At 53.6% G+C, this 22487-nt stretch carries 21 protein-coding genes; 13 read left to right on the forward strand and 8 right to left on the reverse strand.

Annotated features, from left to right (window positions below; translation table 11 throughout):
* Nucleotides 1-130: 130 nt before the first annotated feature.
* Nucleotides 131-490 (forward strand): DUF1801 domain-containing protein, encoded by a 360-nt coding sequence (locus BM040_RS14955; RefSeq protein ID WP_092103226.1) that lies wholly within the window; start codon nucleotides 131-133, stop codon nucleotides 488-490.
* Nucleotides 491-496: 6 nt separating this feature from the next.
* Here BM040_RS14955 and BM040_RS14960 read toward each other — a convergent pair whose 3' ends face one another.
* Entirely contained in the window at nucleotides 497-1402 is a 906-nt protein-coding gene (locus tag BM040_RS14960) for a cation diffusion facilitator family transporter (RefSeq protein WP_092103228.1), read from the reverse strand.
* A 125-nt stretch (nucleotides 1403-1527) separates the two neighbouring features.
* On the opposite strand from BM040_RS14960, the gene BM040_RS14965 reads away from it, so the two are divergent.
* The 4 genes from BM040_RS14965 (at nucleotide 1528) to BM040_RS14980 (ending at nucleotide 5999) form a co-directional block, all read left to right on the forward strand.
* The gene (locus BM040_RS14965) at nucleotides 1528-2211 is read left to right on the forward strand and encodes a response regulator transcription factor (protein WP_092103229.1); all 684 of its coding nucleotides are present in this window, start codon (nucleotides 1528-1530) and stop codon (nucleotides 2209-2211) included.
* The gene (locus BM040_RS14970) at nucleotides 2208-3593 is read left to right on the forward strand and encodes a HAMP domain-containing sensor histidine kinase (protein WP_092103231.1); all 1386 of its coding nucleotides are present in this window, start codon (nucleotides 2208-2210) and stop codon (nucleotides 3591-3593) included. The genes BM040_RS14965 and BM040_RS14970 overlap by 4 nt, the downstream gene beginning before the upstream one ends.
* Nucleotides 3594-3752: 159 nt before the next feature.
* Nucleotides 3753-5294, forward strand: a complete 1542-nt coding sequence (locus BM040_RS14975; protein WP_092103233.1) for a SulP family inorganic anion transporter — start codon at nucleotides 3753-3755, stop codon at nucleotides 5292-5294.
* 63 nt (nucleotides 5295-5357) lie between these two features.
* On the forward strand, nucleotides 5358-5999 hold the full coding sequence (locus BM040_RS14980) for a carbonic anhydrase (protein WP_092103235.1): 642 nt from the start codon (nucleotides 5358-5360) through the stop codon (nucleotides 5997-5999).
* A gap of 61 nt (nucleotides 6000-6060) precedes the next feature.
* On the opposite strand, the gene BM040_RS14985 is transcribed toward BM040_RS14980, so the two are convergent.
* Together BM040_RS14985 and BM040_RS14990 are read right to left on the reverse strand one after the other, a co-directional pair.
* Nucleotides 6061-6675: a porin family protein gene (locus BM040_RS14985; protein WP_092103236.1), complete on the reverse strand. Its 615-nt coding sequence runs from the start codon at nucleotides 6673-6675 to the stop codon at nucleotides 6061-6063.
* Between the two features lie 203 nt (nucleotides 6676-6878).
* On the reverse strand, nucleotides 6879-7877 hold the full coding sequence (locus BM040_RS14990; protein ID WP_092103238.1) for an SWFGD domain-containing protein: 999 nt from the start codon (nucleotides 7875-7877) through the stop codon (nucleotides 6879-6881).
* Nucleotides 7878-8420: 543 nt separating this feature from the next.
* On the opposite strand from BM040_RS14990, the gene BM040_RS14995 reads away from it, so the two are divergent.
* A complete protein-coding gene (locus BM040_RS14995; RefSeq protein ID WP_092103240.1) occupies nucleotides 8421-8822 on the forward strand; it encodes a hypothetical protein in 402 nt (133 codons plus the stop codon).
* Nucleotides 8823-8908: 86 nt separating this feature from the next.
* On the opposite strand, the gene BM040_RS15000 is transcribed toward BM040_RS14995, so the two are convergent.
* Nucleotides 8909-11353 carry a type IA DNA topoisomerase gene (locus BM040_RS15000; protein ID WP_092103242.1) on the reverse strand — a complete coding sequence of 815 codons (2445 nt, stop codon included), beginning with the start codon at nucleotides 11351-11353 and terminating at the stop codon, nucleotides 8909-8911.
* Between the two features lie 300 nt (nucleotides 11354-11653).
* Here BM040_RS15000 and BM040_RS15005 point away from each other — a divergent pair, with 300 nt between their 5' ends.
* From BM040_RS15005 to BM040_RS15020, 4 genes are all read left to right on the forward strand, one after another.
* Nucleotides 11654-12478: a metallophosphoesterase family protein gene (locus BM040_RS15005; protein ID WP_092103244.1), complete on the forward strand. Its 825-nt coding sequence runs from the start codon at nucleotides 11654-11656 to the stop codon at nucleotides 12476-12478.
* 12 nt (nucleotides 12479-12490) lie between these two features.
* Nucleotides 12491-13093 carry a hypothetical protein gene (locus tag BM040_RS15010; RefSeq protein WP_092103246.1) on the forward strand — a complete coding sequence of 201 codons (603 nt, stop codon included), beginning with the start codon at nucleotides 12491-12493 and terminating at the stop codon, nucleotides 13091-13093.
* Between the two features lie 38 nt (nucleotides 13094-13131).
* A complete protein-coding gene (locus BM040_RS15015; RefSeq protein WP_092103248.1) occupies nucleotides 13132-13353 on the forward strand; it encodes a DUF2905 domain-containing protein in 222 nt (73 codons plus the stop codon).
* Between the two features lie 258 nt (nucleotides 13354-13611).
* The gene (locus BM040_RS15020) at nucleotides 13612-14376 is read left to right on the forward strand and encodes a YdcF family protein (RefSeq protein ID WP_092103250.1); all 765 of its coding nucleotides are present in this window, start codon (nucleotides 13612-13614) and stop codon (nucleotides 14374-14376) included.
* A 712-nt stretch (nucleotides 14377-15088) separates the two neighbouring features.
* Here BM040_RS15020 and BM040_RS15025 read toward each other — a convergent pair.
* On the reverse strand, nucleotides 15089-16453 hold the full coding sequence (locus BM040_RS15025; RefSeq protein ID WP_092103252.1) for an NAD-dependent succinate-semialdehyde dehydrogenase: 1365 nt from the start codon (nucleotides 16451-16453) through the stop codon (nucleotides 15089-15091).
* A gap of 283 nt (nucleotides 16454-16736) precedes the next feature.
* On the opposite strand from BM040_RS15025, the gene BM040_RS15030 reads away from it, so the two are divergent.
* Both BM040_RS15030 and BM040_RS15035 read left to right on the forward strand, forming a co-directional pair.
* On the forward strand, nucleotides 16737-17213 hold the full coding sequence (locus BM040_RS15030; RefSeq protein WP_245756234.1) for a rhodanese-like domain-containing protein: 477 nt from the start codon (nucleotides 16737-16739) through the stop codon (nucleotides 17211-17213).
* Complete coding sequence (locus BM040_RS15035) at nucleotides 17200-17808, forward strand: TIGR04282 family arsenosugar biosynthesis glycosyltransferase (RefSeq protein WP_092103254.1); 609 nt, start codon at nucleotides 17200-17202, stop codon at nucleotides 17806-17808. Before BM040_RS15030 ends, BM040_RS15035 begins: the two co-directional genes overlap by 14 nt.
* Before the next feature lie 350 nt (nucleotides 17809-18158).
* Here BM040_RS15035 and BM040_RS15040 read toward each other — a convergent pair whose 3' ends face one another.
* On the reverse strand, nucleotides 18159-19430 hold the full coding sequence (locus BM040_RS15040; RefSeq protein WP_092103257.1) for a L,D-transpeptidase family protein: 1272 nt from the start codon (nucleotides 19428-19430) through the stop codon (nucleotides 18159-18161).
* A 68-nt stretch (nucleotides 19431-19498) separates the two neighbouring features.
* On the opposite strand from BM040_RS15040, the gene BM040_RS15045 reads away from it, so the two are divergent.
* Nucleotides 19499-20182, forward strand: a complete 684-nt coding sequence (locus BM040_RS15045) for a DUF2461 domain-containing protein (protein WP_092103259.1) — start codon at nucleotides 19499-19501, stop codon at nucleotides 20180-20182.
* A 129-nt stretch (nucleotides 20183-20311) separates the two neighbouring features.
* Here BM040_RS15045 and BM040_RS15050 read toward each other — a convergent pair whose 3' ends face one another.
* Nucleotides 20312-20812 (reverse strand): VOC family protein, encoded by a 501-nt coding sequence (locus BM040_RS15050; RefSeq protein ID WP_092103261.1) that lies wholly within the window; start codon nucleotides 20810-20812, stop codon nucleotides 20312-20314.
* Between the two features lie 268 nt (nucleotides 20813-21080).
* Nucleotides 21081-22430, reverse strand: coding sequence for a GntP family permease (locus BM040_RS15055; protein ID WP_092103263.1), 1350 nt, complete (start codon nucleotides 22428-22430; stop codon nucleotides 21081-21083).
* Nucleotides 22431-22487: the final 57 nt, after the last annotated feature.

The following is a 22487-nucleotide window of genomic DNA, read 5'->3' on the forward strand; positions in this document are numbered from 1 at the left end:
ACGTTTGATTTTGCCTATATAGTGGTTTCATAGCATCTATGACAACCCTTACGCCGCTATTGCCGTATATTAGAACTTCAGTATATTTAAGTGTTCTTGAATTTTAATTTAATAGAGAACCAGACTCCCCATGAGAAGCAAGACCACCACGAACCAAGTTGATGAGTATGTAGAGAAGCTGTCGCCGGAAAAGCGACTGCTTGCCCAGGAAGTACGCCGTATCATAAACACCTCCGTTGCCCACCTGGAGGAGAGCGTGCGCTGGGATTGTGCCTGTTACTTTTTCTATGGCCCGGTCTGTTACTTCGCCTCCTCGCGCAGCGGCATCCACTTTGGTTTTTTTAGGGGCAGAGAGATGGCAGACCCCCATCGCCGCCTGGTAAGCCGTAACGGCCAGCACCCGCACATCAAAATCCGCACCATCGCCGACATAGACGAGGCCTACTTTGCCGACCTCGTGCGGGAGGCGGTGCACCTGAACCAGAACTAATTTTCGTCAGAGCGCGCCCTCGTGGCTGCAAACTTCGTCGGGGCTTTCGAGTTCCAGCGTTACGTGCTGAATATCCATCTCGGCCATGGCGGCGCGCACTTCTTTCTTAAGCTCCTCGGCCTGCGCCGGAGGAAGCGAGGTGCCTGTCACAGCGTGTACCGTCAGGATATGGTAGCTTCCGTCCATCGTCCAGACATGCAGGTCGTGCACCGAGGAAATGCCGGGGATGGCCTGTAGTTTTGCCTCAATCTCCTGCGGCTTCAGGTGAGGAGGGGAGGCTTGCAAGAGGATGGTCATCGTGTCGCGCAGGTTGCGCACCACGTTGTAGAGCACATACACTGTAATGGCCACCGACAGGAGCGGGTCTATCCAGGGCAGGTCGAAAAAGTATAGAATAACACCGCCTACCAGCACGGCCACCCAGCCCAGCACATCCTCCATCAGGTGCAGCCTCACCACGCGCTCGTTGATGGAATTCCCTTTTTTCAGCCGGAGTACAGCGGCGCCGTTTACGACTATACCAAGTATTGCGAAGCCAATCATGCCGGGCGCATGCACCTCTTCCGGGTTCCAGAGCCGTGGGATGGCCTCAGAAAGTATAAAAAAGGAACCAACCAGCAGCACAACCGAGTTTATTACGGCACCCAGTATAGAAAACCGCTTATAGCCGAAGGTATACTTGTGGTCGCGGCCCCGCTTGGCCACTTTCTCAAAATACCAGGCAAGGCCCAGCGAAAGCGAGTCGCCGAGGTCGTGCAGGGCATCCGAAAGTATAGCCACGCTGTTTATCCAGATGCCGCCCACTATCTCCAGCAGGGTGAAACCCAGGTTCAGGAAGAAGGCTACCTTAATGTTGCTGCCCTCCCCGTGGTGGTGCCCATGATGATGGTGGTGGTGATGTCCGTGTGCCATTAAATATGAAACGATTTGGTGCGTTTAATAGTGCCAGGCCAGTTTTGGCTGTTAAATTTTGGCTTCCAGGTTGTACATTTGTGTGCCGCGTGAGGTAACCAGCCACTTTGCTAACCCTATTACCCATGAAGATACTGCTTATTGAGGACGAACCCAAAGTCGCCTCCTTTATAAAAAAAGGCCTGGAGGAGCAGAACTACGAGGTGGATCAGGCTTATGATGGCAGCCTGGGCATCCGGCTGGCGCTGCAGAATGAGTATGATCTGATCATCCTCGACATCATCCTGCCCCACATGAACGGGCTGGACGTATGCCGTGAGATCCGCCGCCACAACAGCACGGTCTCCATCTTGATGCTGACAGCCCTCGGCACCACCGACGATAAGATAACCGGACTCGACGCCGGCGCCGACGATTACCTGACCAAGCCCTTTGAGTTTAAGGAATTGCTTGCCCGCATCAGGGCCGTTTCCAGAAGAAGCAGCGATAACAACACCGGGGAACGCCTCTCCATTGCCGACCTGGAGCTGGATGTAACGCGCAAAACCGTAACCCGCGCCGGCAAACCCATCAGCCTGACTGCCCGCGAGTTTACCCTGCTGCATTACCTGCTGCGCAACAAAGGCCGTGTGGTGTCCCGGGTGGACATCACCGAGCAAGTATGGGAAACCTCCTTCGACACGGGCAGCAACGTGATTGACGTATACATTAACTTTTTGCGCAAGAAGATTGACAAAGGCCATTCCTCCAGGCTGATACACACGCTGGTGGGCATGGGGTATGTACTTAAAGAGCAGGACGAGGGATGAAAATACGCTCTAAACTAACGCTGCAGTTTGCCAGCATCGTGGCCCTGATCATGATCGTGTTCTCGCTGGTGGTATACTCTTTCACCTCTCTCTACCGCCAGGACGATTTCTACAAGCGTATTCTCCGGAGGGCAGAGGTAACGGCCCTCTACGTGCTGGAATCCGATAATGTAAGCGCAGAGCAGCAGCGCCAGTTTATGATCGACTTCTACCACGAGCTGCCGCAAGAGGCGGTCCGGGTGTTTGATGCCGAAGGCAAAGAGGTCTTTAGCCACGGCGAGGGCGACCTGGGCATAACGCCGGCTATACTCGATCTGCTGCGGCAAAGCCAGGTGCTGGAGTATGACAACGACGTGCGTCAGGTGGTGGGAATTATGTATGAAAACGATGGGCGTGCGTACCTGGTGTTTGCCTCCAGCATAGACTCCTACAGCCTCCGGAAGCTTCAGAACCTCAAAATTATTCTGGTAGTTGGTTTTATGGGTTCCCTGGTAGTGGTGGTGCTGGCGGGCTGGCTGTTTTCCAAGCAGGCACTAAGGCCCATCACCAAAGTGGTAGCCGAGGTAGAGAAGATCAGCGCCAACGACCTGCACCTGCGCCTGAGCAATGCCGACGGAAAAGACGAGCTGTCGCACCTGGCCCAGACCTTTAACAACATGCTGGACCGCCTGGAGCAATCCTTCGAGATGCAGAGCACTTTTGTCTCCAACGCCTCGCACGAGTTGCGCACGCCGCTCACCACCATGATCGGGGAACTGGAAGTGGCCCTGATGAAGCCGCGTGAGAAAGAAGAGTACCAGCGCGTGCTGCGCAGCACCCTGGAAGATGCCCGCCTGCTCACCGAGCTTTCCAACGGCCTGCTCCAGATTGCCCAGGCAAGTATAGACCAATCCAAAATAAAGCTGTCCATGCTGCGCTTTGATGAGCTGGTATGGATGGCCCGCGACCAGGCCCTCAAACGCCAACCCAACGCCCGCATCGAAATTGACTTTGCCAGTTTCCCGGATGATGAGAAGCGCCTGATGGTGCAGGGGAACGAGGCCCTGTTGCTGATCGCGGTGCTGAACGTGCTGGAGAACGCGATTAAATTTTCGCCGGACGGGCAGGTGGCCAGGGGGCAGATAGAGGTGCAGAGCCGCCAGGTGGTGCTGCGGGTGCAGGACCGTGGCCTGGGCATTGCCGCCGAAGACCTGAAACACGTGTTTGTGCCGTTCTTCCGGGCAGATAACGTGCGCAATATCACCGGGCACGGCATCGGGCTGCCGCTGGCAGAACGTATTCTCAAGCTGCACAGAGGCAGTATTGAAGTGCACTCGCAGATAAACAAGGGCACCGAAGTGATGATCTCCCTGCCACAGGCTTACCACACAATTTCCGCCTGAAACTCATTTTAATCTCCTTTTAATGTCGTTTTAATTTCGCCTTAATCTTGCTCACGTAGGTTTGTAACAGTTAGGTGAGACAGGTTAATCTACGCTTGCGCCCTGCATTAGCGGGCGCGGCGTGGAGACTTGTCGGTAGTAGTAAGACTAAGTATAAACATGACAGAAAGAGGAGAAAGAGTAAATTATTTGGCCACGCTCGGCAAGGATTTTCCTTCGGGCCTGGTCGTATTCCTGGTGGCGCTGCCGCTATGCCTTGGCATTGCACTCGCATCCGGTGCCCCCTTGTTTGCCGGTATCATCACCGGTGTGGTAGGTGGTGTGGTTGTGGCATGGCTTAGCGGCTCGCAGCTAAGCGTAAGTGGCCCGGCGGCAGGTTTGACGGTGATCGTGCTGAACGGCATCGAAACCATGCAGACGTATGAGGCCTTTTTGGCGGCGGTCGTGCTGGCCGGAGCTCTGCAGATAGGGCTTGGTTTAATAAGGGCCGGGGTGATTGGGTTATACTTCCCCTCCTCGGTAATTAAGGGAATGCTGGCAGCCATTGGCCTAATCCTTATCATACAGCAGGTTCCCCGTTTCATGGGTGCCAACGAGACGTTCTACAGCACACTTTTTTCTGATGTAACAGCCGGTTTAGCCTCCGTGCACACCGGGGCGCTACTGATTGGTGCTATCTCGCTCGCCATCCTTATACTTTGGGATACCCCTGCAGTGAAGAAATTTAAAGTGGCAAAGTCAGTGCCCGGTGCTCTGATAGCGGTGCTGCTCTCCATCGGTCTGAATGAGTTGTTCAAGGCTTCCTTCCCGGCTTTGGCTGTGGGCTCGTCAAACCTGGTGACACTTCCGGTGATTGGCTCCCTGGCTGAAATGGGGGATGTGCTAAGCTTCCCGGATCTGGGTGCTTTCGCTAACCCGCAACTGTATGTAGTGGCCTTTACGATCGCCATTGTGGCCAGCCTCGAAACGCTGCTTAGCGTAGAGGCCATCGACAAACTGGATCCGCACAAGCGCCGCACACCGAACAACCGGGAGCTGCTGGCGCAGGGTGTAGGTAACATGACAGCCGGTATGCTGGGTGGCCTGCCCATGACAGCGGTAATCGTGCGCGGTACTGCCAACGTTACCTCGGGCGCCCAAACCAAAATGTCGGCCTTTATACATGGCGTGTTCCTGCTCCTGTCGGTGCTGTTCCTGGCCAACTTCCTGAACCTGATTCCGCTTTCAGCGCTGGCTGCAGTACTCCTGATGGTAGGTTATAAACTCACCAAACCGAGCCTGTACAAGCAGCAAATCAAGATCGGATCAGAACAGTTCATTCCCTTCATCATTACCATCCTGGCTATCCTGTTCACCGACCTGCTGGTGGGTATTTGCGTGGGCCTGGTAGTGGGCGTATTCTTTATCCTGAAAGCCAATTACAAGTCGCCATACTTCTTCCATAAGGAGGAGCACCGCGAGCGCGAGGTTATCCGGATCAAGCTGAGCGAGCACGTGTCTTTCCTGAACAAGGCCAGCATTGTACTTACCCTGGACCACCTGCCGCATAACAGCCACGTGATCATCGACGGCGAAAACTCAGAGTATATAGACTACGATGTGCTGGAGGCGATACAGGAGTTTAAGAAGACAGCACATGAGCGCAACATCTTTGTGGAGCTGCTCAATATCAAGGAGGTAGCAGTGATGGATGTGCATTAATATGGCAACACAGGCATCATATTTAAATAATTTGTAATACTTTTAAAGGCTATAAAAGCATATATGGAGCAGATTTTTGAGAATAATAAGAAGTGGGTAGCCACCAAACTGGCTGAGGATAGCGAGTTTTTCCTGAAACTGGCCAACGGGCAGAAGCCACGTTACCTGTACATCGGCTGCTCAGACAGCCGCATTCCGATAAACGAAGTAACCGGCACAGGCCCGGGCGAGATATTTGTGCACCGCAACATCGCCAACATGGTAGTGCATACCGATATGAACCTGCTCTCGGTGCTGCAGTACGCAGTGGAGGTACTTAAAGTAAAGGATATTATTGTGTGCGGCCACTATGGCTGCGGCGGTGTAGCGGCGGCGGCCACCAACAAACAGTTTGGCCTTATTGATAACTGGCTGCGCAATATCAAGGATGTAATACGCCTGCACGAGCAGGAACTGATGAGCATTGCCGATGAGGAGCAGCGCCAGCGCCGTCTGGTGGAACTGAACATCATCGAGCAGGTGCATAACCTGTCAAAAACCTCTATTATTCAGAATGCCCAGCTTGGGGACAACCCGCCAAGGTTGTGGGGCCTGGTGTATGATATTAAAGAGGGCTTATTACGCGACCTGAAAGTGCGTGATGGGGAGTTTAAGCAGTTCGAGCATATCTACTGCGTAACTGGCGAAGTGACCGCTACTACCTAAGTACCTAAATGTTTATGATTAGTTTGTTGGAGCCTCCTGTTTTACAGGAGGCTCCTCTTTTTTATCTGTTGTAACCAGGCACGTAGCTCAGGGTTAGCTGGAACCCAGTGTTGTAGCGCTCGCGGCCTTCATAGCTTCCCTCGTCATCCAGCTTCTTCAGCCCGCCATTGTAGCGCAGGCCCAGGCCAATGCCGCTCGGGGCGCGGTACCCGATTCCGGCAGCGTAGCCAAAGTCGATAGGATAGGGGTTGTCAGTGATATCAGTTTCAGTGGTAGTGGTGGTGTTGGAGCGGCTCACTTCTGTAATCTGCTTGCCCTTCAGCAGGAAAGAAACCTGGGGGCCAAGCTCAAAGTATAGACCGCTTACCTGCAGGTGCAGCAACACCGGAATGTCCAGGTAGTTCAGGCGAAGGCGGTTCTCGATATCGGTGCCATTGGTGCTGTAGCTGTGCTTGGCGCCTTTGGAGGTGAACAGGGCCTCGGTCTGCACTCCTATCAGTTCGTTAAGGCCGTAGCGGGCGGTAAGGCCGACGGTATAGCCAGGGCGATAGTCATGGTTTTTTGCATCATCGCCTGTTAGGGAGCCATAGTTAAGACCGGCTTTAATGCCCACACTTTGGGCGCTGGCTGTGCCTGCCATCAGGGCAAGGCTTAAACCAAGTAGTAATTTCTTCATGTTAAAGTATAAAATGTTAACTTTAAAATAATGGCTGTGGCCATGTAGAGCGGCACATGCTCCGGCAAAAGTATAAAATTCTTTGAATATAGAAGCCTGAAATGCAAAAAGCCCTGCTACCTTGGTAGCAGGGCTTTTTTATTGGATTGATTTGGCTGACTTACCAACGGTTGCCGCTCAGAAACGGCCGCCTGTCGGTATGCCTACCATTCGTAATCTCTTCTGGAAGAGGAACCGTAAGAGTAGGGAGGTCCGCTATAGGTGTTCCCGTACGAGCTTCCATACCGGTTGCCGGTGTTGTAGTCGCGGTCCCTGTCGCGGTCGCGCATCTCATCCATTCTTCTGCGGCGCTCGGCCTCCTCATCTCCGAACCAGGATTTTATCTCATCACCGGCACGGTCAAAGAAGCCTCTGTCATCATCGCGGTATCTGTCGCGGTCATAGCTGGAAGAAGAGTGGCGGTCTCTGTCCCAGTTGCTGCCGCCGCTGTAGCCGGATGATCTGTAGCCTGTATTGTCTCTGTCGGAAGAGCCATAGCTGGAGCCTGAGCCCAAGCTTCTGCCGGAGTAGCCGGTGCCGTAAGTGCCCATACCGTATGATGAGCCACTGCCATAGCCTGATGAGCCGCTGCCGCTTCCGTAGTTGCTGCTGCCATAGTTTCCGCTATAGCTGGAGCCGCTGCTGTACGTAGAGCCTGGGCTGTAAGACGAGCCGGAGCCATAGGAAGAGCCCGAAGAACCATAGCCGGACGAACGGCCATAGTTAGAAGAGCCATAGTTGCTGCTGCTCCAGCGGTCGCTGTCGCGCATGTCGTCTCTTCTTCTGCGGCGCTCGGCATCATCGTCACCGAACCAGGATCTTACTTCATCCTTGGTGCGGTCCCAGGTATCGCGGTCTCCGCTGCTGCGGCCGTAGTCTGAGCTGTAGCCCGAAGAGCCGTAGCCATAGTTAGAAGATCCGGTACCGGCAGAGCGGCCATAAGATGATGTATTGCCATAGCCCGATCCGGTGTATGCATCCTGGCCGGAACCAAAACCTGATTGGCGCGATCCGTAGCCGGACGAGGAAGAATCGTAGCCTGTGCGGCGGCTACGGTTTGTCATGTCAAAATCGTTTGAATAATAGTTTCTGGCAGAACCTCTTGACTGGGTCCTGTCATTGTCGTTGTACGGGTTGTAGCCCGAGTTCTCATAGCTTCTCATAGCTTTTCGTTTTAATTTAAAGATGTTACGGCGTTAAAAAAGAACGTTTTACGAACGCATCCATAGTATAGTGCTTTCGCAGTGTTTTTTACGGAGGTCAGGATGATATGTTATCCTGCCCGTTAGTTAAGTATGATTTGCTTGCTTGGCCGCTCATCTACTTTAGGTAAAACCCCATAATTTTAGGTGTTGTGTTTTTGGTGCAATTGAAAGCTTGCATTGTACTGAAGTGTAGCTTCTGTAAAACTAATTTTAAATTGCACTTTATTTTTATGTATAGCTATCTTGCTTTTTCACTGTTTTTATATTGGACAGCTTTAATATACTATTATTTAACGTGTTGTATATTCGATTTGAGGATTAGTTCCAGGTATAAAATATAATTAAATTTGTAAAATTTAACTGAATTGTTTTGCAGGTTTGGTGGCAATGTATAACTTTGCGCTGCGTTGGATAAGAGTGGTGGCGGTAAATGCTGGCTAATAAGTGCAATTTTGCTGCGAACCAACCTGGCAACAGCAAGTTATTTTAGCCAAATTACCTATGAAACTGAAAACAATCCTCGCCTCCTTAGCTGCTGTAGCGGTACTTACCTCCTGCGAGGACATCTTTGAAGGCGGCAGCCTGCAACCAGACGGCTCAACCCCAAGCCTGACCATCAACAACCCTAGCAAGAACCAGAAAGTGACGGCTGCCACTGGCCTGAGGGTAAACGTTACGGCTGTTGACAAGGACAACGTGGAGAACCTGAACGTTACGCTACGCGGAGAGGGTTCGGAGAGGGCCGTGATAAACTTCAGCACCAAGCCGGGCAGAAAGGTAGTGGAGTTTGACACCACACTGACCGTAAGCGGTGTAGCGCCTGGTAACTATGAGTTAGCTGTTTCGGCTACGGATAAGCGCACAAACCTGACTGTGCAGCAAGTGCCTGTACTTGTGAAGTAATTAAACTAACGTATACTTTTCCTGTTGAGGCGGCTATAAGCAATTATAGCCGCTTCTTTTTTTAGCAGGACTCATGTCCGGTAACATCAGAACTGGTACACGACCTGCCACTGCTCGTTTAGGGTAAGCGAGGCATCGAAGGGTTCTCCGGTTTTTTGGGAGATGAAGCCCTTAATCTTTGGCGTCTTGCCTTTCAGTAGCAGTGCTGCAATCTGCTTTTCCGACAGCTGTTTGCCGCCCATCTCGAACGGCACTACAAACTGGCAGCCCTCCCGGAACCGGCTGCAGCCATAAGCAGCTTTTCCCTTCAACAGTTTACCCTGCTTGCAGCGCGGGCATTGCTCAAACGGGTCTTTGGCGGCGGCTTTTTCTACCAGCTCTATCTGCAGCTGGTTGTTGGTGTCCAGTTTCAGGATGGCGTCAAAGCTTTCGCCTTGCTCGTTTTTAAGTCCTTTGATGGTGGGGGTCTTACCTTTGCTGAGCAGGGCCTGCACCTGCTTTTCGGTCAGTTCCTTGCCGTGCTGCTCTATTGGGATGAGGAAGCGGCAGCCCTCTTTGTAGCGGATGCAGCCATAAGCCTTGGATCCTTTGAGGATGTGGCCTTCTTTGCAGGCAGGGCAGGAGCCCAGCCCTTTGGTTGGAGCCGTTTCCTTCTTTTCCGCTGCCTTGGCTGAGGCTGGCTTTTTGCCTTTGGCGGCAGGTTTTTCCTCCTGCTGCGGCTCCAGCGTCACGGTGGCGCGGTCATACTTTACCTCCTGCACCAGGTTGGTAACAAACTGCTCCAACTCCTTCAGGAACGCCTCAGCCTTAAACTCCCCGCCCTCGATCTGGCGCAGCTTGCGTTCCCATAGCCCCGTCATCTCTGCCGATTTCAGCGTTTCGTTTTTGATCACGCCAATCAGGTCGATGCCCATCTGCGTGGGCACGATTTTCTTTCTGTCCTTGCGGATATACTGCCGCTTGAACAGGGTTTCGATGATGGCGGCACGGGTAGAGGGACGGCCAATGCCGTTTTCCTTCAGCGCTTCCTTCAACTCCTCGTCGTCCACCTGCCGGCCGGCTGTTTCCATGGCGCGCAGCAGGGTAGCCTCGGTATACTCTTTGGGCGGGTTGGTCATCTTCTTTTCCAGCAGCGGCTCGTGCGGCCCATGCTCGCCCTTCTCAAAATGCGGCAGCACACCGGCGGCTTCTTCTTCCTCCTTGCCTTCTTTGCCTGCAGGTGCGTCCGACGATTTCACGTCTTCGGCGCCGTACAGCACGCGCCAGCCCGGCTCCAGGATCTGCTTGCCTCTTACTCTAAAAGTATAACCCGCCGACTCGGCCATCACTGTGGTGTTGCTCACGATACAGTCCGGGTAAAAGGCGGCGATGAAGCGGCGCGTGATGATGTCGTATACATCCGCCTCGCGGCCATAGAGGTTGCTGGCCGAGTCGCCGGTCGGGATGATAGCGTGGTGATCGGTAACTTTATTGTTGTTGAAGACTTTCTTCGTCTTGCGAATCTTGCTTTGCAGCAGCGGCGCTACTTCCTGCCTGTAGTTCGTCAAACCGCCTAAGATGCCCGGTATTTTTGGGTAGATATCGTCGGGGAGAAAGGTGGTGTCCACGCGAGGGTAGGAGACAACCTTCTTCTCATACAGGCTCTGCACCGTCTTCAGCGTCTCGTCGGCCGACAGCCCGTGCTTGTTGTTGCACTCAATCTGCAGCGAGGTCAGGTCGAAGAGCTTGGGCGGAGACTCAGTACCTTTCTTCGTCTCCACGTCCGTTATCGTCAGCTCATCCTGCTTGATGGCCTCCATGATTTTCTGCGCCTCCTCTTCCTTTTGGAAGCGGCCATTGGTGCTGGCGAAGGTGGTGTCGCGGTACACGGTTTTAAGCTCCCAGTAAGGCTGCGGCACGAAGTTGGCAATCTCGTGGTGGCGGTTGACGATCATGGCCAGCGTAGGCGTCTGCACCCGGCCGATGGACAGCGTCTGGCGGCCGCCGTTGGCGTACTTGAGCGTGAACAGGCGCGTGGCGTTCAAGCCCAGCAGCCAGTCGCCGATGGCGCGGCTCTTGCCGGCCTGGTAGAGCAGGTCAAACTCAGAACCCTCTTTCAGCTTGGCGAAGCCCTGGCGGATGGCGTCCTCGGTGAGCGAGGAGATCCAGAGGCGTTTGAAGGGTTTTCTATACTTGGCCTCGGTCAGCACCCAGCGCTGAATTACTTCCCCCTCCTGGCCGGCGTCACCGCAGTTAATCACTTCCTCAGCGTTTTCCAGCAGCCTCTTGATGATGCCGAACTGCTTCTGCACACCGCTGTCGTTCATCAGCTTGATGCCATACTTTTCGGGCAGCATGGGCAGGTCGTAGAGGCTCCAACGCTTCCACTCAGGGCGATAGTCGTCGGGCTCGCGCAGGGTGCAGAAGTGGCCGAAGGTCCAGGTTACCTGGTAGCCGTTGCCCTCAAAGTAGCCGTCTTTTTTTGTCTTGGCGCCAATCACCATGGCAATCTCGCGGGCTACACTTGGTTTCTCAGCAATGCAGACTTTCAAGCTGTTAAGGGGTTAGGTACGTGATAAACAGAATCCAAATTTAACGTTTTTATACCGCATCTGCGAATATTATCCCCACATAAACCTGCCCGCCGCGGAAGTGAATGTGTAAACATTTATCTGGATGGATGGTTAAGGATGCACATCGTATACGAAGTATAAAAACGGCTAGGGTAAAGTATAAACCTAAGACTGCAACCAACTGATTGAGAGTATAGTGCTACTATTAAGGCCTTTAGTGCTAAACATTGCGCCCTTTGTGAATGTAAAACCGGATGAAAGACTACTACAGAATAATACATGCTTCCTATCAATAACAAGTATAGCCGCGGTTTTATAGCTGCGGGTATATTATCGCTGGGGCTGCTGGGGCAGGCTTGCGAAGAGTTTGAGTACAGCCCCTACGAGATTAGGCTGCGCGAGGACGAAAAGAACATCAACGCGCGGAATCTGGCACGCATCCATGACCTGGGCCTGACCGCATCCGACACGCTGCGGTTTATACTTACGGCCGACACCCAGGGCTTTTATGCCGAGAATGAGCAACTGGTGGCGCACATCAACCAGCGCGACGACATCGACTTTGTGCTTATCGGGGGCGATTTGACGGACTTTGGCCTGACGAAGGAGTTCCGGCTTGTGCACCAGGATTTTAAGACGCTCAAGGTACCGTACCTGGCCGTGGTGGGCAACCACGACGCCATCAACAACGGCAAGCAGGTCTTCTCAGCCATGTACGGCGACTACGACCTGAGCTTTACGGTGGGCAACTCCCGGTTTATACTTCTCAACACCAACTACCTCGAGTTCGATAAAAAGGTGCCTGACCTGGACTGGCTGGAGGGCGAACTGCAAGCTGCGCAGGAGTCTGAGAACATCTTTGTCATCTCCCACATCCCGCCTACCAACAAAGAGTTTGGGGAGGAAAACGGCGTGCGCTATGGGCAGTTGATGAACCAATATAACGTGACCTACTCCCTCCACGGCCACAACCACGGCTACAAGCTGCACTTTCCGTTCGGAGAGGGGGTGCCGGTGCTGGAAACCGCTGCCACCGAGAAACTGGAGTACATCGTGTTCACGGTGATTGGAGGTAAGGTCAGCTTTCAGCGTGTTTTAATTTAGCCTCATCCCTTTATGCAGATAAAATTACTAGTATCTATCGCCTGCCTTCTGAGCCTGCCGTTTTATACGTTGGCACAGGAGGATACCACGACTACCTCCCGAAAATGGTACGCGCCCGACGCGGTGACGCTTCAGTTTGCCGGAAACGTAGGCATGTTTGCCGTGGGGCCGAACTACAGTTTCTCTGATGGCAAAGTGAATGCGGAACTGCTCTATGGCTTTGTGCCCAAGTTCGATGCCGAGGAGGTGTTGCACCTGCTCACTATCCGGGGCATTTATAAGCCTATTAAGCGCGTGGAGCTAAGCGACAAGTATAAACTCACGCCCCTTCGCCTGAACATGGGCCTGAGCTACTACTTCCGCGACCAGTTTTCGACCTCCTGGGACAGCTCTTACCCCAAGAACTACTACTGGTGGACGAGCAGCCTGCGCCTGACTGGCGGGCTTGGTGCCGAGCTGCACCGCCCCATCCCCAACAGCCGAAGTATAAAAGAATTGACGCTCTACGGCGAGATTGGTACTTACGACCTGATTGTGACCTCGGCCGTGAAAGACCCTACGCTTACCGCCTGGGATATTGTGAGTTTTGCGCTGGGCGTGCGGGCAGGGTTTTAGCCGAAGCCGTATATTGGAGCTGAAGCAACGCAGATAGGATGCAGCCAATTGGGAAAATTATTGTTATACTGGGAGTTATACTTGTCGTAATCGGCTTGGTCGTGTGGCTGGCCGGCGACAAGTTCAGCTGGTTCGGTCACCTGCCCGGCGACATACGGGTAGAGAAAAAGAACATGCGCTTCTACGCGCCCATCACCAGCATGATCCTGCTCAGCATCCTGCTCTCACTGGTGATGTGGCTGGTGCGGAAGTTTCTGTGAGTATAGGCCATACTTTATACTTTGGCCATACTTTTCTAACTTGCCGCCGCCAAAGTATAAACCCTGACACGGAACAGTTTCCCCAAGGATAGTTGGGGCGACAAATGAAAGTATGACAAAGGACTTCTGATTGAGGCAATCTGAACTGGTATGCACCTTAAACGGCTATACTTGTGCAGAGTGCCTTTTCCAGCAAAGTCTTTCATCCTTTGTCCTACGTCTTTTGTCTTAGTGGTGCTTTGGCTTTTCTACTGAGCCATGTTCTTTATACTTTCCAAGACCCTTGATTTTCTGCTGATGCCCCTGGTATGGGTGCTCGCGCTTTTGTTTCTGGCGGTGTTTCTGAAGTCGGTTAAATGGCGGCGCATTAGCCTGGTGAGTGCGCTGGTGATGCTCCTGTTTTTCAGCAACCCGTTTTTCGCTAACCTGGCCTGGCGTGCCTGGGAGGCCAAACCGGTGCCGGTAAGTGAGGTGGGCAACTATGACGTGGCTGTGGTGCTAACAGGCGTTACTTCCTTTAAACCCGACATCACCGACCGTGTGCACACCAACAAGGGGGCCGACCGCTTTCTGCACACCCTGCAGCTCTACCGCCTGGGTAAGGTGAATAAGATTCTGATAACCGGTGGCAAGGGCTTTTTGATGGACGAGATGGTGCCGGAGGCGGAGCAACTGAAGCGCGTGCTGCTGCTGGCTGGTGTGCCCGAGAAAGACCTCATTGTAGAGACCGGCGCCGTCAATACACGTGAGAATGCCGTGTATGCTGCCCAAGTGCTGGCGCAACACCCCAGCTGGAAGAAAGTGCTGCTGGTCACCTCTGCCTTCCACATGCGCCGCTCCGAGGGCTGTTTCCGCAAAGTAGGTGTCACCTTCGACAGCTACCCCACTGATTTCTATTCCTCCGAGCCTATTTTTACCCCGGATTATACTTTCATGCCCAGCGCCGTCGCCTTCGAGAACTGGCACCACTTAATTCATGAAATAGCGGGGTTTGTAGTGTATAAGGTGTTGGGGTATAGTTAACTTTTCGAGTTTATTTCTTGGTGTAAGCATCCGCTTGTGCCGCTAGTCGCGGCTGTTCCCCCCGCCGGCGAGGTTGCAACTTAACTAACTTGAAGAGCCATACTCATACTTTGGCCATACTTTTTATGCTTACCAGTTTATACTTTCATAGCCACTGCTTCCTGTAACTGGACACAAGCTATCCTTGCTAGCTCCCGTTCTTTCTCTAGTTCCTACTAACCTAACGTTGCATCTCTAACTTGGCTCCCTCCTAGGCCGGGAGGGCTCGCCTTCGGGCATCGCGCGGTGTACATTTCCTTTGCTCCTAACGTCACAATTTCGCTGAAGCGAAACCAGAAATCTACAAGGCGCTCAACCCAAAGGCTGGGATAATGTACGATAGCCACTGCCTCTGCTGTTATCTCGACCATTGGGAGAGATTTGATTAGAATCTCTCAATGCGTTCGAGAGGACATGGAAAATGGTAAATATAAATTCCCCTCTTGGGAGGGGCTGGGGTGGGTTTATACCTTGTGCGGACAGGTCGCGACCTGTCCGCACAAGGACTGAGGCTATGGAATTCATACTTTGGCTAGAGCAGCTACAGACTCCCCACCTTAGACTACCGAGAACGGGAGTTCGAAGGTAGCGAGCGTAGCTCTGAGGGGTTAGGGGTGGTTGGACCTGGTAAAGTACACTCCCTCCCCTGTATTTAGGGCTGGCGGTTTTTAATCTACTCCACCCAAATACTCTTCTGGTTTACAAACTCGCGGATGCCCAGGTAGGACAGTTCGCGGCCGTAACCGGACTTTTTGATACCACCAAACGGCATTTCGGGCGAGGAGGCTACTATAGCATTGACGAACATGGCGCCGGTCTCTACCTTGCGGGCTACGCGCAAACCGCGCTCCTTGTCCTGCGTCCAGACGGCGCCGCCCAGCCCGAAGCGGGAGTCGTTGGCTACCTGAATGGCCTCTTCCTCGTCTTTTACCACCATCACGGCGGCCACGGGGCCAAACATTTCCTCCTCGTAGGCGGGCATGCCGGGCCTCACGTTCTTCAGAATCATCGGCTTAAAGTAGGCGCTGTCCTTGCTCTCGCGGCCGCCATCAAGCACTACCTCAGCTCCCTGCTCTACAGATTGCCGCACCTGTTTTTCCAGATCCTCGGCCAGGTCCACGCGTGCCAGGGGGCCAAAGTCAATCTCGTCTTTCAGCGGGTCACCGGTTTTTAGGGCCTGCATTTTCTCCCTGAACTTCTGCAGAAACTGCTCGGCTATACTTTCCACCACAATGAAACGCTTGGCTGCAATACAGCTCTGGCCCCCGTTCACCATCCTCGACTTCACCGCGGTTTCAGCGGCTTTGTCCAGGTCGGCATCCTCCAGCACTATAAAGGCGTCGCTGCCGCCCAGCTCCAGCACGGTCTTCTTTATCTCCTGTCCGGCTTTCTCTGCTACCTTCGCGCCCGCGCCTTCACTGCCTGTCAGGGTTACCGCCTTCACATGAGGGTGCTCTATCACCGCATTCACCTCCTTCGAGCCAATGAGCAAGGTCTGGAAAACGTTGTCGGGGAAGCCGGCTTTGCGCACAATCTCTTCTATAGCCAGGGCACATTGCGGCACATTGGAAGCATGCTTGAGCAAGCCCACGTTGCCAGCCATCAGCGCCGGGGCCAGAAACCGGTAAGCCTGCCAGAAAGGGAAGTTCCAGGGCATAATGGCCAGCACCACGCCCAGCGGCTCAAAAGCAATCAGGCTGCGATTGGCCTTCGTTTCTACCTCTTCGTCAGCCAGAAAATCAGCGGCGTTCTCAGCATAGTAGCGGCAGGCCAGCGCGCATTTTCTGACCTCGCCGATAGCTTCTTTCAGCGGCTTTCCCATCTCCAGCGAAATGATCCGGCCATACTTTTCCGCTTCGTTTTCCAGGATCTCGGCCTGTCTGTTCATGTAGGTTGCACGCTCTTCGAAGCTGGTGTGGCGCCAGCTCCGGAAGGCTTCTTCAGCGGCCTCAATTTTCTGATTTACTTCCTCCGAAGTATGTGGCGTAAAGGTTTTCACTACCTCGCCGGTGGCTGGATTAACGGTTTCTATCGGCATAGTTTTATTTCTTCAGGTTGCGGTGTAAATATACGCATCGTGGCGCACCCGGGCCGAACAATCGTGCGTAAAGCAGCCTGTCCGCCCTGACATGGATAACATTTGCGGCCGGTTTAAGTTTTGCATACGATTGATGTTAAAAATGCTTAGATTTGGAGAGTAAATCTTGCAACCTGTTGCTTTTCAGGTACTAAGCAAGATTTGATGCCATTGTTAAAATCATACTTTAGTTAAGGTCGCTTTGAAGAAACTGCTGCTTTTCTGTGCCTTATGCTGGCTAACCTTGTTGCAAGCCTGTGGGCAATCCACAGACAGGGCATACGTGCTGATGCTGGAGGGGCTTTACCAAAAAACAGTGCCCACGATAGACCCGCTTGAGCTTAGAACTGCCCTCACCTTCGATGCTGTAAAGCCCCTGCTGATAGACACGCGGCAGCGGGAGGAGTATGAGGTGAGTCATCTGAAGGGCGCCCGGTTTATGGATTATGAAACCTTTGATGTAGATGCGCTGCAGGAGGTGCCCAAAGACACGCCGATTGTAGTATACTGCTCGGTTGGCTACCGTAGCGAGCGGGTGGGGGAGCTGCTGAAAGCGGCCGGCTTTACCAAAGTGCGCAACCTGTACGGCGGCTTGTTTGAGTGGGTGAACCGCGGGTATGCTGTGCACAACAGCCAGGGCAGAACAAACAAAGTACACGCCTACTCCAAAACCTGGGGAGTGTGGCTGCAGAAAGGGGAGAAAGTATATGGAAAAGAGTAAGCTGCTGTTGCTGTTTGTGCGCAACCCGGAGTTGGGTAAGGTAAAAACCCGGCTGGCTGCCTCTGTAGGCCCTGAAACGGCATTGGAAGTATACCTGCACCTGTTGCAACACACCAAACAAGTAACACAGGATCTGCCGGTAGAGAAGCTGGTATACTATGCTGGTGGCGTACAGGAACAGGATGTATGGCACAACAGCCGCTACAAAAAACGCGAGCAGGCGGAAGGCGACTTAGGAGCGCGCATGCAGGCTGCCTTTGCTGATGCTTTTCTGGAGGGCTATACGTCGGTAGTCATCATCGGGAGCGACTGCCTGCAGCTGACACCAGAAATAATTATGCGCGCCTACAAGGAGCTGGAAACGCACGAAGTAGTGATCGGACCAGCTCTGGACGGCGGCTATTACCTGCTAGGGATGAACTGCCTGTACCCGCAGCTTTTCCAGAACAAGCACTGGAGCACTGAGCGTGTGTTCTCCGAAACTATCCAGGACCTCCAGCGCCTGCACCTGTCATACGCGCTTTTGCCCCGCCTCTCCGACATCGACCAGGTGGAAGATCTGGATGAGGAGTTGCTGCGCAGCTTTGGGTTGTAGGATAGTGCTTCTTTATACTTTTCCAGTAGATGCCCACCCCTATTTCTCCAAGGAGTAAGAGCGTTTCATTCTGGTAAACTTGCTTTATATGGCGCGAGCGTCCACGCTCGTGACCGGCCATCGTTGGGCCTCCGGCCCAGTCGGATTACAAGTCCGACCTCATAAATAAGGCACGGGCTGCAAACCCGCGCCAGCGTGTTCTATTCCCCTCCTCGGAGGGGTCAGGGGTGGGTTTGAGAGTAAACAGAAATCAGTTGAACTCTTCAGCTAACAATTTTATACTTGAACAGCTGCAGCCTGCCTCTTCCAGCACCAAGCTACAGCCATAAGTATACTTTGAACAGACTAAATCATTCGGTCAAAGAAATTACTTTCTGCTGATTGGCTTCCTGGATTTGCTGCTTTTCCAGCAAGGCGTCGTAGCCGTACACATCTTCCCGGAAATGCACCTCCATCTGCTCGTTTACCCAGGAAGTGAAGTATACGATGTGCAACGGTATGGGCTTTCTAACACGCACGTAGTGGTTCGGCTTACCCTGCACCCACAGTTTATCCACTCCCTCGGTCGTATAACCGGAACCGCGCCTGAGCAGGTAATACGCCAGTTCCACTGGTTTTTCCAGGCGCACGCAGCCATGGCTAAAGTCGCGGTGCGGATGGTTGAAAAGCGCCTTGGCCTGGGTGTCGTGGAGGTACTGCGGCAGGCGGTTCGGGAACGGGAACTTCACCTGGCCCAACTCGTTGTCCAGTCCGCTTAGCTGCGTGATGCGGTAGTTAAAGTTGGCCCGGTTTATACTTTGCCAGTCCACCTCCGCGGGGTTGACACGCACCCAGCTGCCGTTGTCGTTGCGCTCCAGTATCATGTTCTTTTTAGACAGGTAACCGGGATTGCGCCGGAGTATAGGCACAATCTCGTTCACGGCGATAGACGTGGGCACCTGCCAGTACGGGTTCAGCACCACCATGTCGAGCTTGGAGTGGATGGGGTATGTTTTTAGCGTAGGCTTGCCAATCACCACCCGCATCTGCAGGTACACCCGGCCGCTGTCCACCACCAGCATTTTATACTCCGGCAGGTTTATCACAGCATAGGGCTCCTGCTCTTTTACAAACGTGGAATCGTAGCGGGTGAGGTTGATGCGCAGCTGCTCCAGCCGCCTGGCGGGGGGCACGTTGAGGGCAGCCACTGTGTTTGGGCCAACAACGCCATCGGGTTTGAGTCCGTGGCGGCGCTGGAAAAGCTTTACCGCCGTGCTCAGCCCTGAAGTATACTCCGGGGTGTTGTAAGAAGAGTCCAGCGGTAAATCGCCGGTGAGCAGGAGATTGTCCTGCAGTTGCGCGACAAACAGGCTGCTGTCGCCGGGGCGTAGCAGGAGGGTGTCGGGGAAAGTGTGCCAGTGGTCAGACTGGGCGATGGACTCGTACCGAAGTATGGCCTGCTCCATGCGTGCTTTGCTGTAAGGGGCATAGCTTGGCTGCTCCTGCCCCTGCGCAAACACCCTTGCCACCCCGGCCAGGATGAATAAAAGTATGTGCAGTAAGTTGAGCATGCGGAACAGAGTTGTGTCTGTTAAAGTATACGTTGCAACGCTTCTGCCTGCCATCGGTGTTCTCTTTTTCATATCCGGCTAAGGTAGTAGCTTTGCAAAGCATTAAAAATGACATATATCCCTCAACAACCAAGTATAAAATGACATCCACCATTGATAAGCACACCCTAACTTTTCTGGCAGACCTGTCGCGGAACAACACGCGTGAGTGGTTTAACGAGCACAAGCCACGTTACGAGAAGGCACGCAAAAATTACCTGAGCTTTCTGGATGAACTGTTGCGGGAAATGGAGCACTTCGAACCCGCCGCCCGAGGGCAGCAGGGCAAAGACACAGTTTTCCGGATCTACCGCGACGTGCGCTTCTCCAACGACAAACGTCCTTATAAAGACCACTTTGGCGCCTATGTGGCAGAGGGAGGCCGCAAATCCGTACTTCCAGGCTATTACCTGCACCTGGCCGGCGATAACCGGTCATTCCTGGCAGGAGGCCTCTGGTACCCGCCGGCTGCTGAGCTAAAGGCCGTGCGGCAGGAGCTGGACTATAACCTGGAGGAGTTTAAGCGCATCGTAGAGGCCGCGGAATTTAAGACCCGGTTTGGGGAGATAGAAGGGGAGCAGCTCAAAACCACTCCGAAAGGCTACGAAAAGGACAACCCGGCCATCCACTACCTGCGCTTCAAGAGCTGGAATGCCGTGATGCCGCTATCAGATGAACAAGTGCTGCGCCCGGATTTCCTGCAACTGGTGCTGGAGTCTTTCAGGATGCTAAAACCGCTAAATGATTTCCTAACGCACCCGCTGAAGGACATGGGGGAGGAGTAGATAGGTTATTAGTGGTTTATCATGAAGCCCGAGTCCATAGCAAGGAACATGATTTTTTATACTTGTGTATATCTCCGAGAGAGGTCTGTTTCGCTTTAGCCTGAAGTATGATTTTACTTCAGGCTAAAGCTATTTCTCCAACTCACCCAACAGGCCGGCTACATCAAGCGGGTGGGTGTACATGTCCAGGGAGCCATCCGGCTTCTGCGGCCATTGGTCCTTGGGCCTGTCCCAGTACAGTTCCACGCCATTTTGGTCCGGGTCATTGAGGTAGATGGCTTCTGATACGCCGTGGTCGGAGGCGCCCGTCAGCGGGTAGCCGGCATCCACGAGCCGCTTCAGAATGGTAGCCAGGTCTTTACGGGTAGGGTAGAGGATGGCTGTATGGAATAATCCTGCTGAATTTCTGGGGGCAGGAGGGCCGTTTTTGCTGTACCACACGTTCAGGCCCAGGTGGTGGTGGTAACCTCCGGCGGAGATAAAGGCAGCATCTTTCCCGTACATCGTCGTTATCTCGAACCCGAGCAGCCCGCAGTAAAAGTCGATGGAGCGCTGCAGGTCTGCCACCTTCAGGTGCACGTGCCCAATGTAGGTTGCTGCCGGAATTTTATACTTGTCATCGTTTTCCATAGATGCCGGTTTTGGTGTTATACTATGCAAGGCGCACGAGCCAAGCCAAAGAAAGTATAGTAATTACCTTATGCTTCGCTTAGTCCCTTTGCGCCTGAATTGTCGTGTGCTCAGTACATATACGGCAGGCCTGTGATAAAAGCTTTGGCAGGACACGGCGGCAGCCGAAACCAGGCAGTTGAGTGAAGCATGGGGCTGTTATACTTGTATATCCGGGCAGCATTTTCAGCGTTTAAGCCGCATCCGCTGCGTATGTTTATACTTTCTTTTAAAGAACCATACTTAGCAGCAGCACCATCAGAAAACCGGTAAGCGCAATCAGCGTGGTCATGACGGTCCAGGAGCGGAGGGTTTGGCGCTCGGTCAGGCCAAAGTATTTGCTCACCAGCCAGAAGCCGCTGTCGTTTACGTGCGAAAGTATGCTTGCCCCGGACGCGATGGCGATCACCATCAGGGCGCGGTGCATGTCGCTGGTGGCAGTGCCTTCCAGGAAAGCAGCCGTCATGCCGGCTGCGGTGATCATGGCCACCGTGGAGGAGCCCTGCAGAATGCGGATGGCGGCTGCCGTCAGGAAAGCGAACAGGAAGGCGGATAGGCCGTAGCTTGTCATCACCTCGGCCAGCATTTTGCCCGCCCCGGTTTCTGTGAGTATCTGCTTAAACACGCCACCCGCCCCGGTTATAAGTATAATCATACCTGCCGGAGCTAAGGAACTGGAAGTGATGGAGAGCAAATCCTGGCGGCTGAAGCCTCGTTTTAGGCCCAGCAGGTACCAGGCCAGCAGGTTTGCCAGGATAAGCGCCACAAAAGGATGCCCCAGCATTTTTATCCAGCTTTTGGAAGTATCGGTAAGCGGAATGCCGGCACCAAGCGGACTGTCCAGGTAGGTGTTCATCAGGATGAGCAGCAGGGGGAGGCCAAGCAAACCCAGGATCATGCCCGGAGAGGGAAGTTTTTGCGGAGTGGCCTCTGCCTCGATAAACGAAGCAGGTGTTTTGATGTGCATTCTCCTGGAGATGAAGCTGGCAAAAAGCGGTCCGGCCACGATGGTGGCAGGGATTCCTGCCATAAACCCCGCTGCAATCACCATCCCCAAATCTGCCCCCAATATATCGGCTACGGCCACAGGACCGGGCGTAGGCGGTATAAACGCATGCGTCACGGCCAGTCCGGCGAGCAGGGGCAAGCCATAAAACAGCAGCGAGCGTCCTGTTTTCTTCTGCAGCGCATACACCACCGGCACCAGAATCACAAAAGCCACATCAAAGAAAACCGGTATACTTACCAGAAAGCCCGTAACTGCCAGTGCCCAAGAGGCGCGTTTCTCGCCGGTTTTCTGAAGTATAAATGCCGCCAGCGACTGCACCCCGCCCGAGCTTTCCAGGATAGCGCCGAACATGGCACCCAGGCCCACCACCACAGCGATAAACCCGAGGGTGCTGCCCATGCCCTGCTGAATGTTGAGGATGATATCCGCAGCAGGCATACCCGCCAGCAGGCCCACCGCAATGCTGGCAATGAGCAGCGACAGAAACGCCTGCAGCCTGAAGTATAAAATCAGCAAGAGCAGCAGCGCAATACCAGCGACAACGGCAAACAGCAGCGTAGAATCTATCATGTATACTTTGTTTTCAGGGTGAGGGAAGTATAAACTAAGCAGCTCTCATGTTAGATG

The organism is Pontibacter chinhatensis (assembly GCF_900113285.1).
In the GTDB taxonomy this organism is placed as follows: Bacteria; Bacteroidota; Bacteroidia; order Cytophagales; family Hymenobacteraceae; genus Pontibacter; species Pontibacter chinhatensis.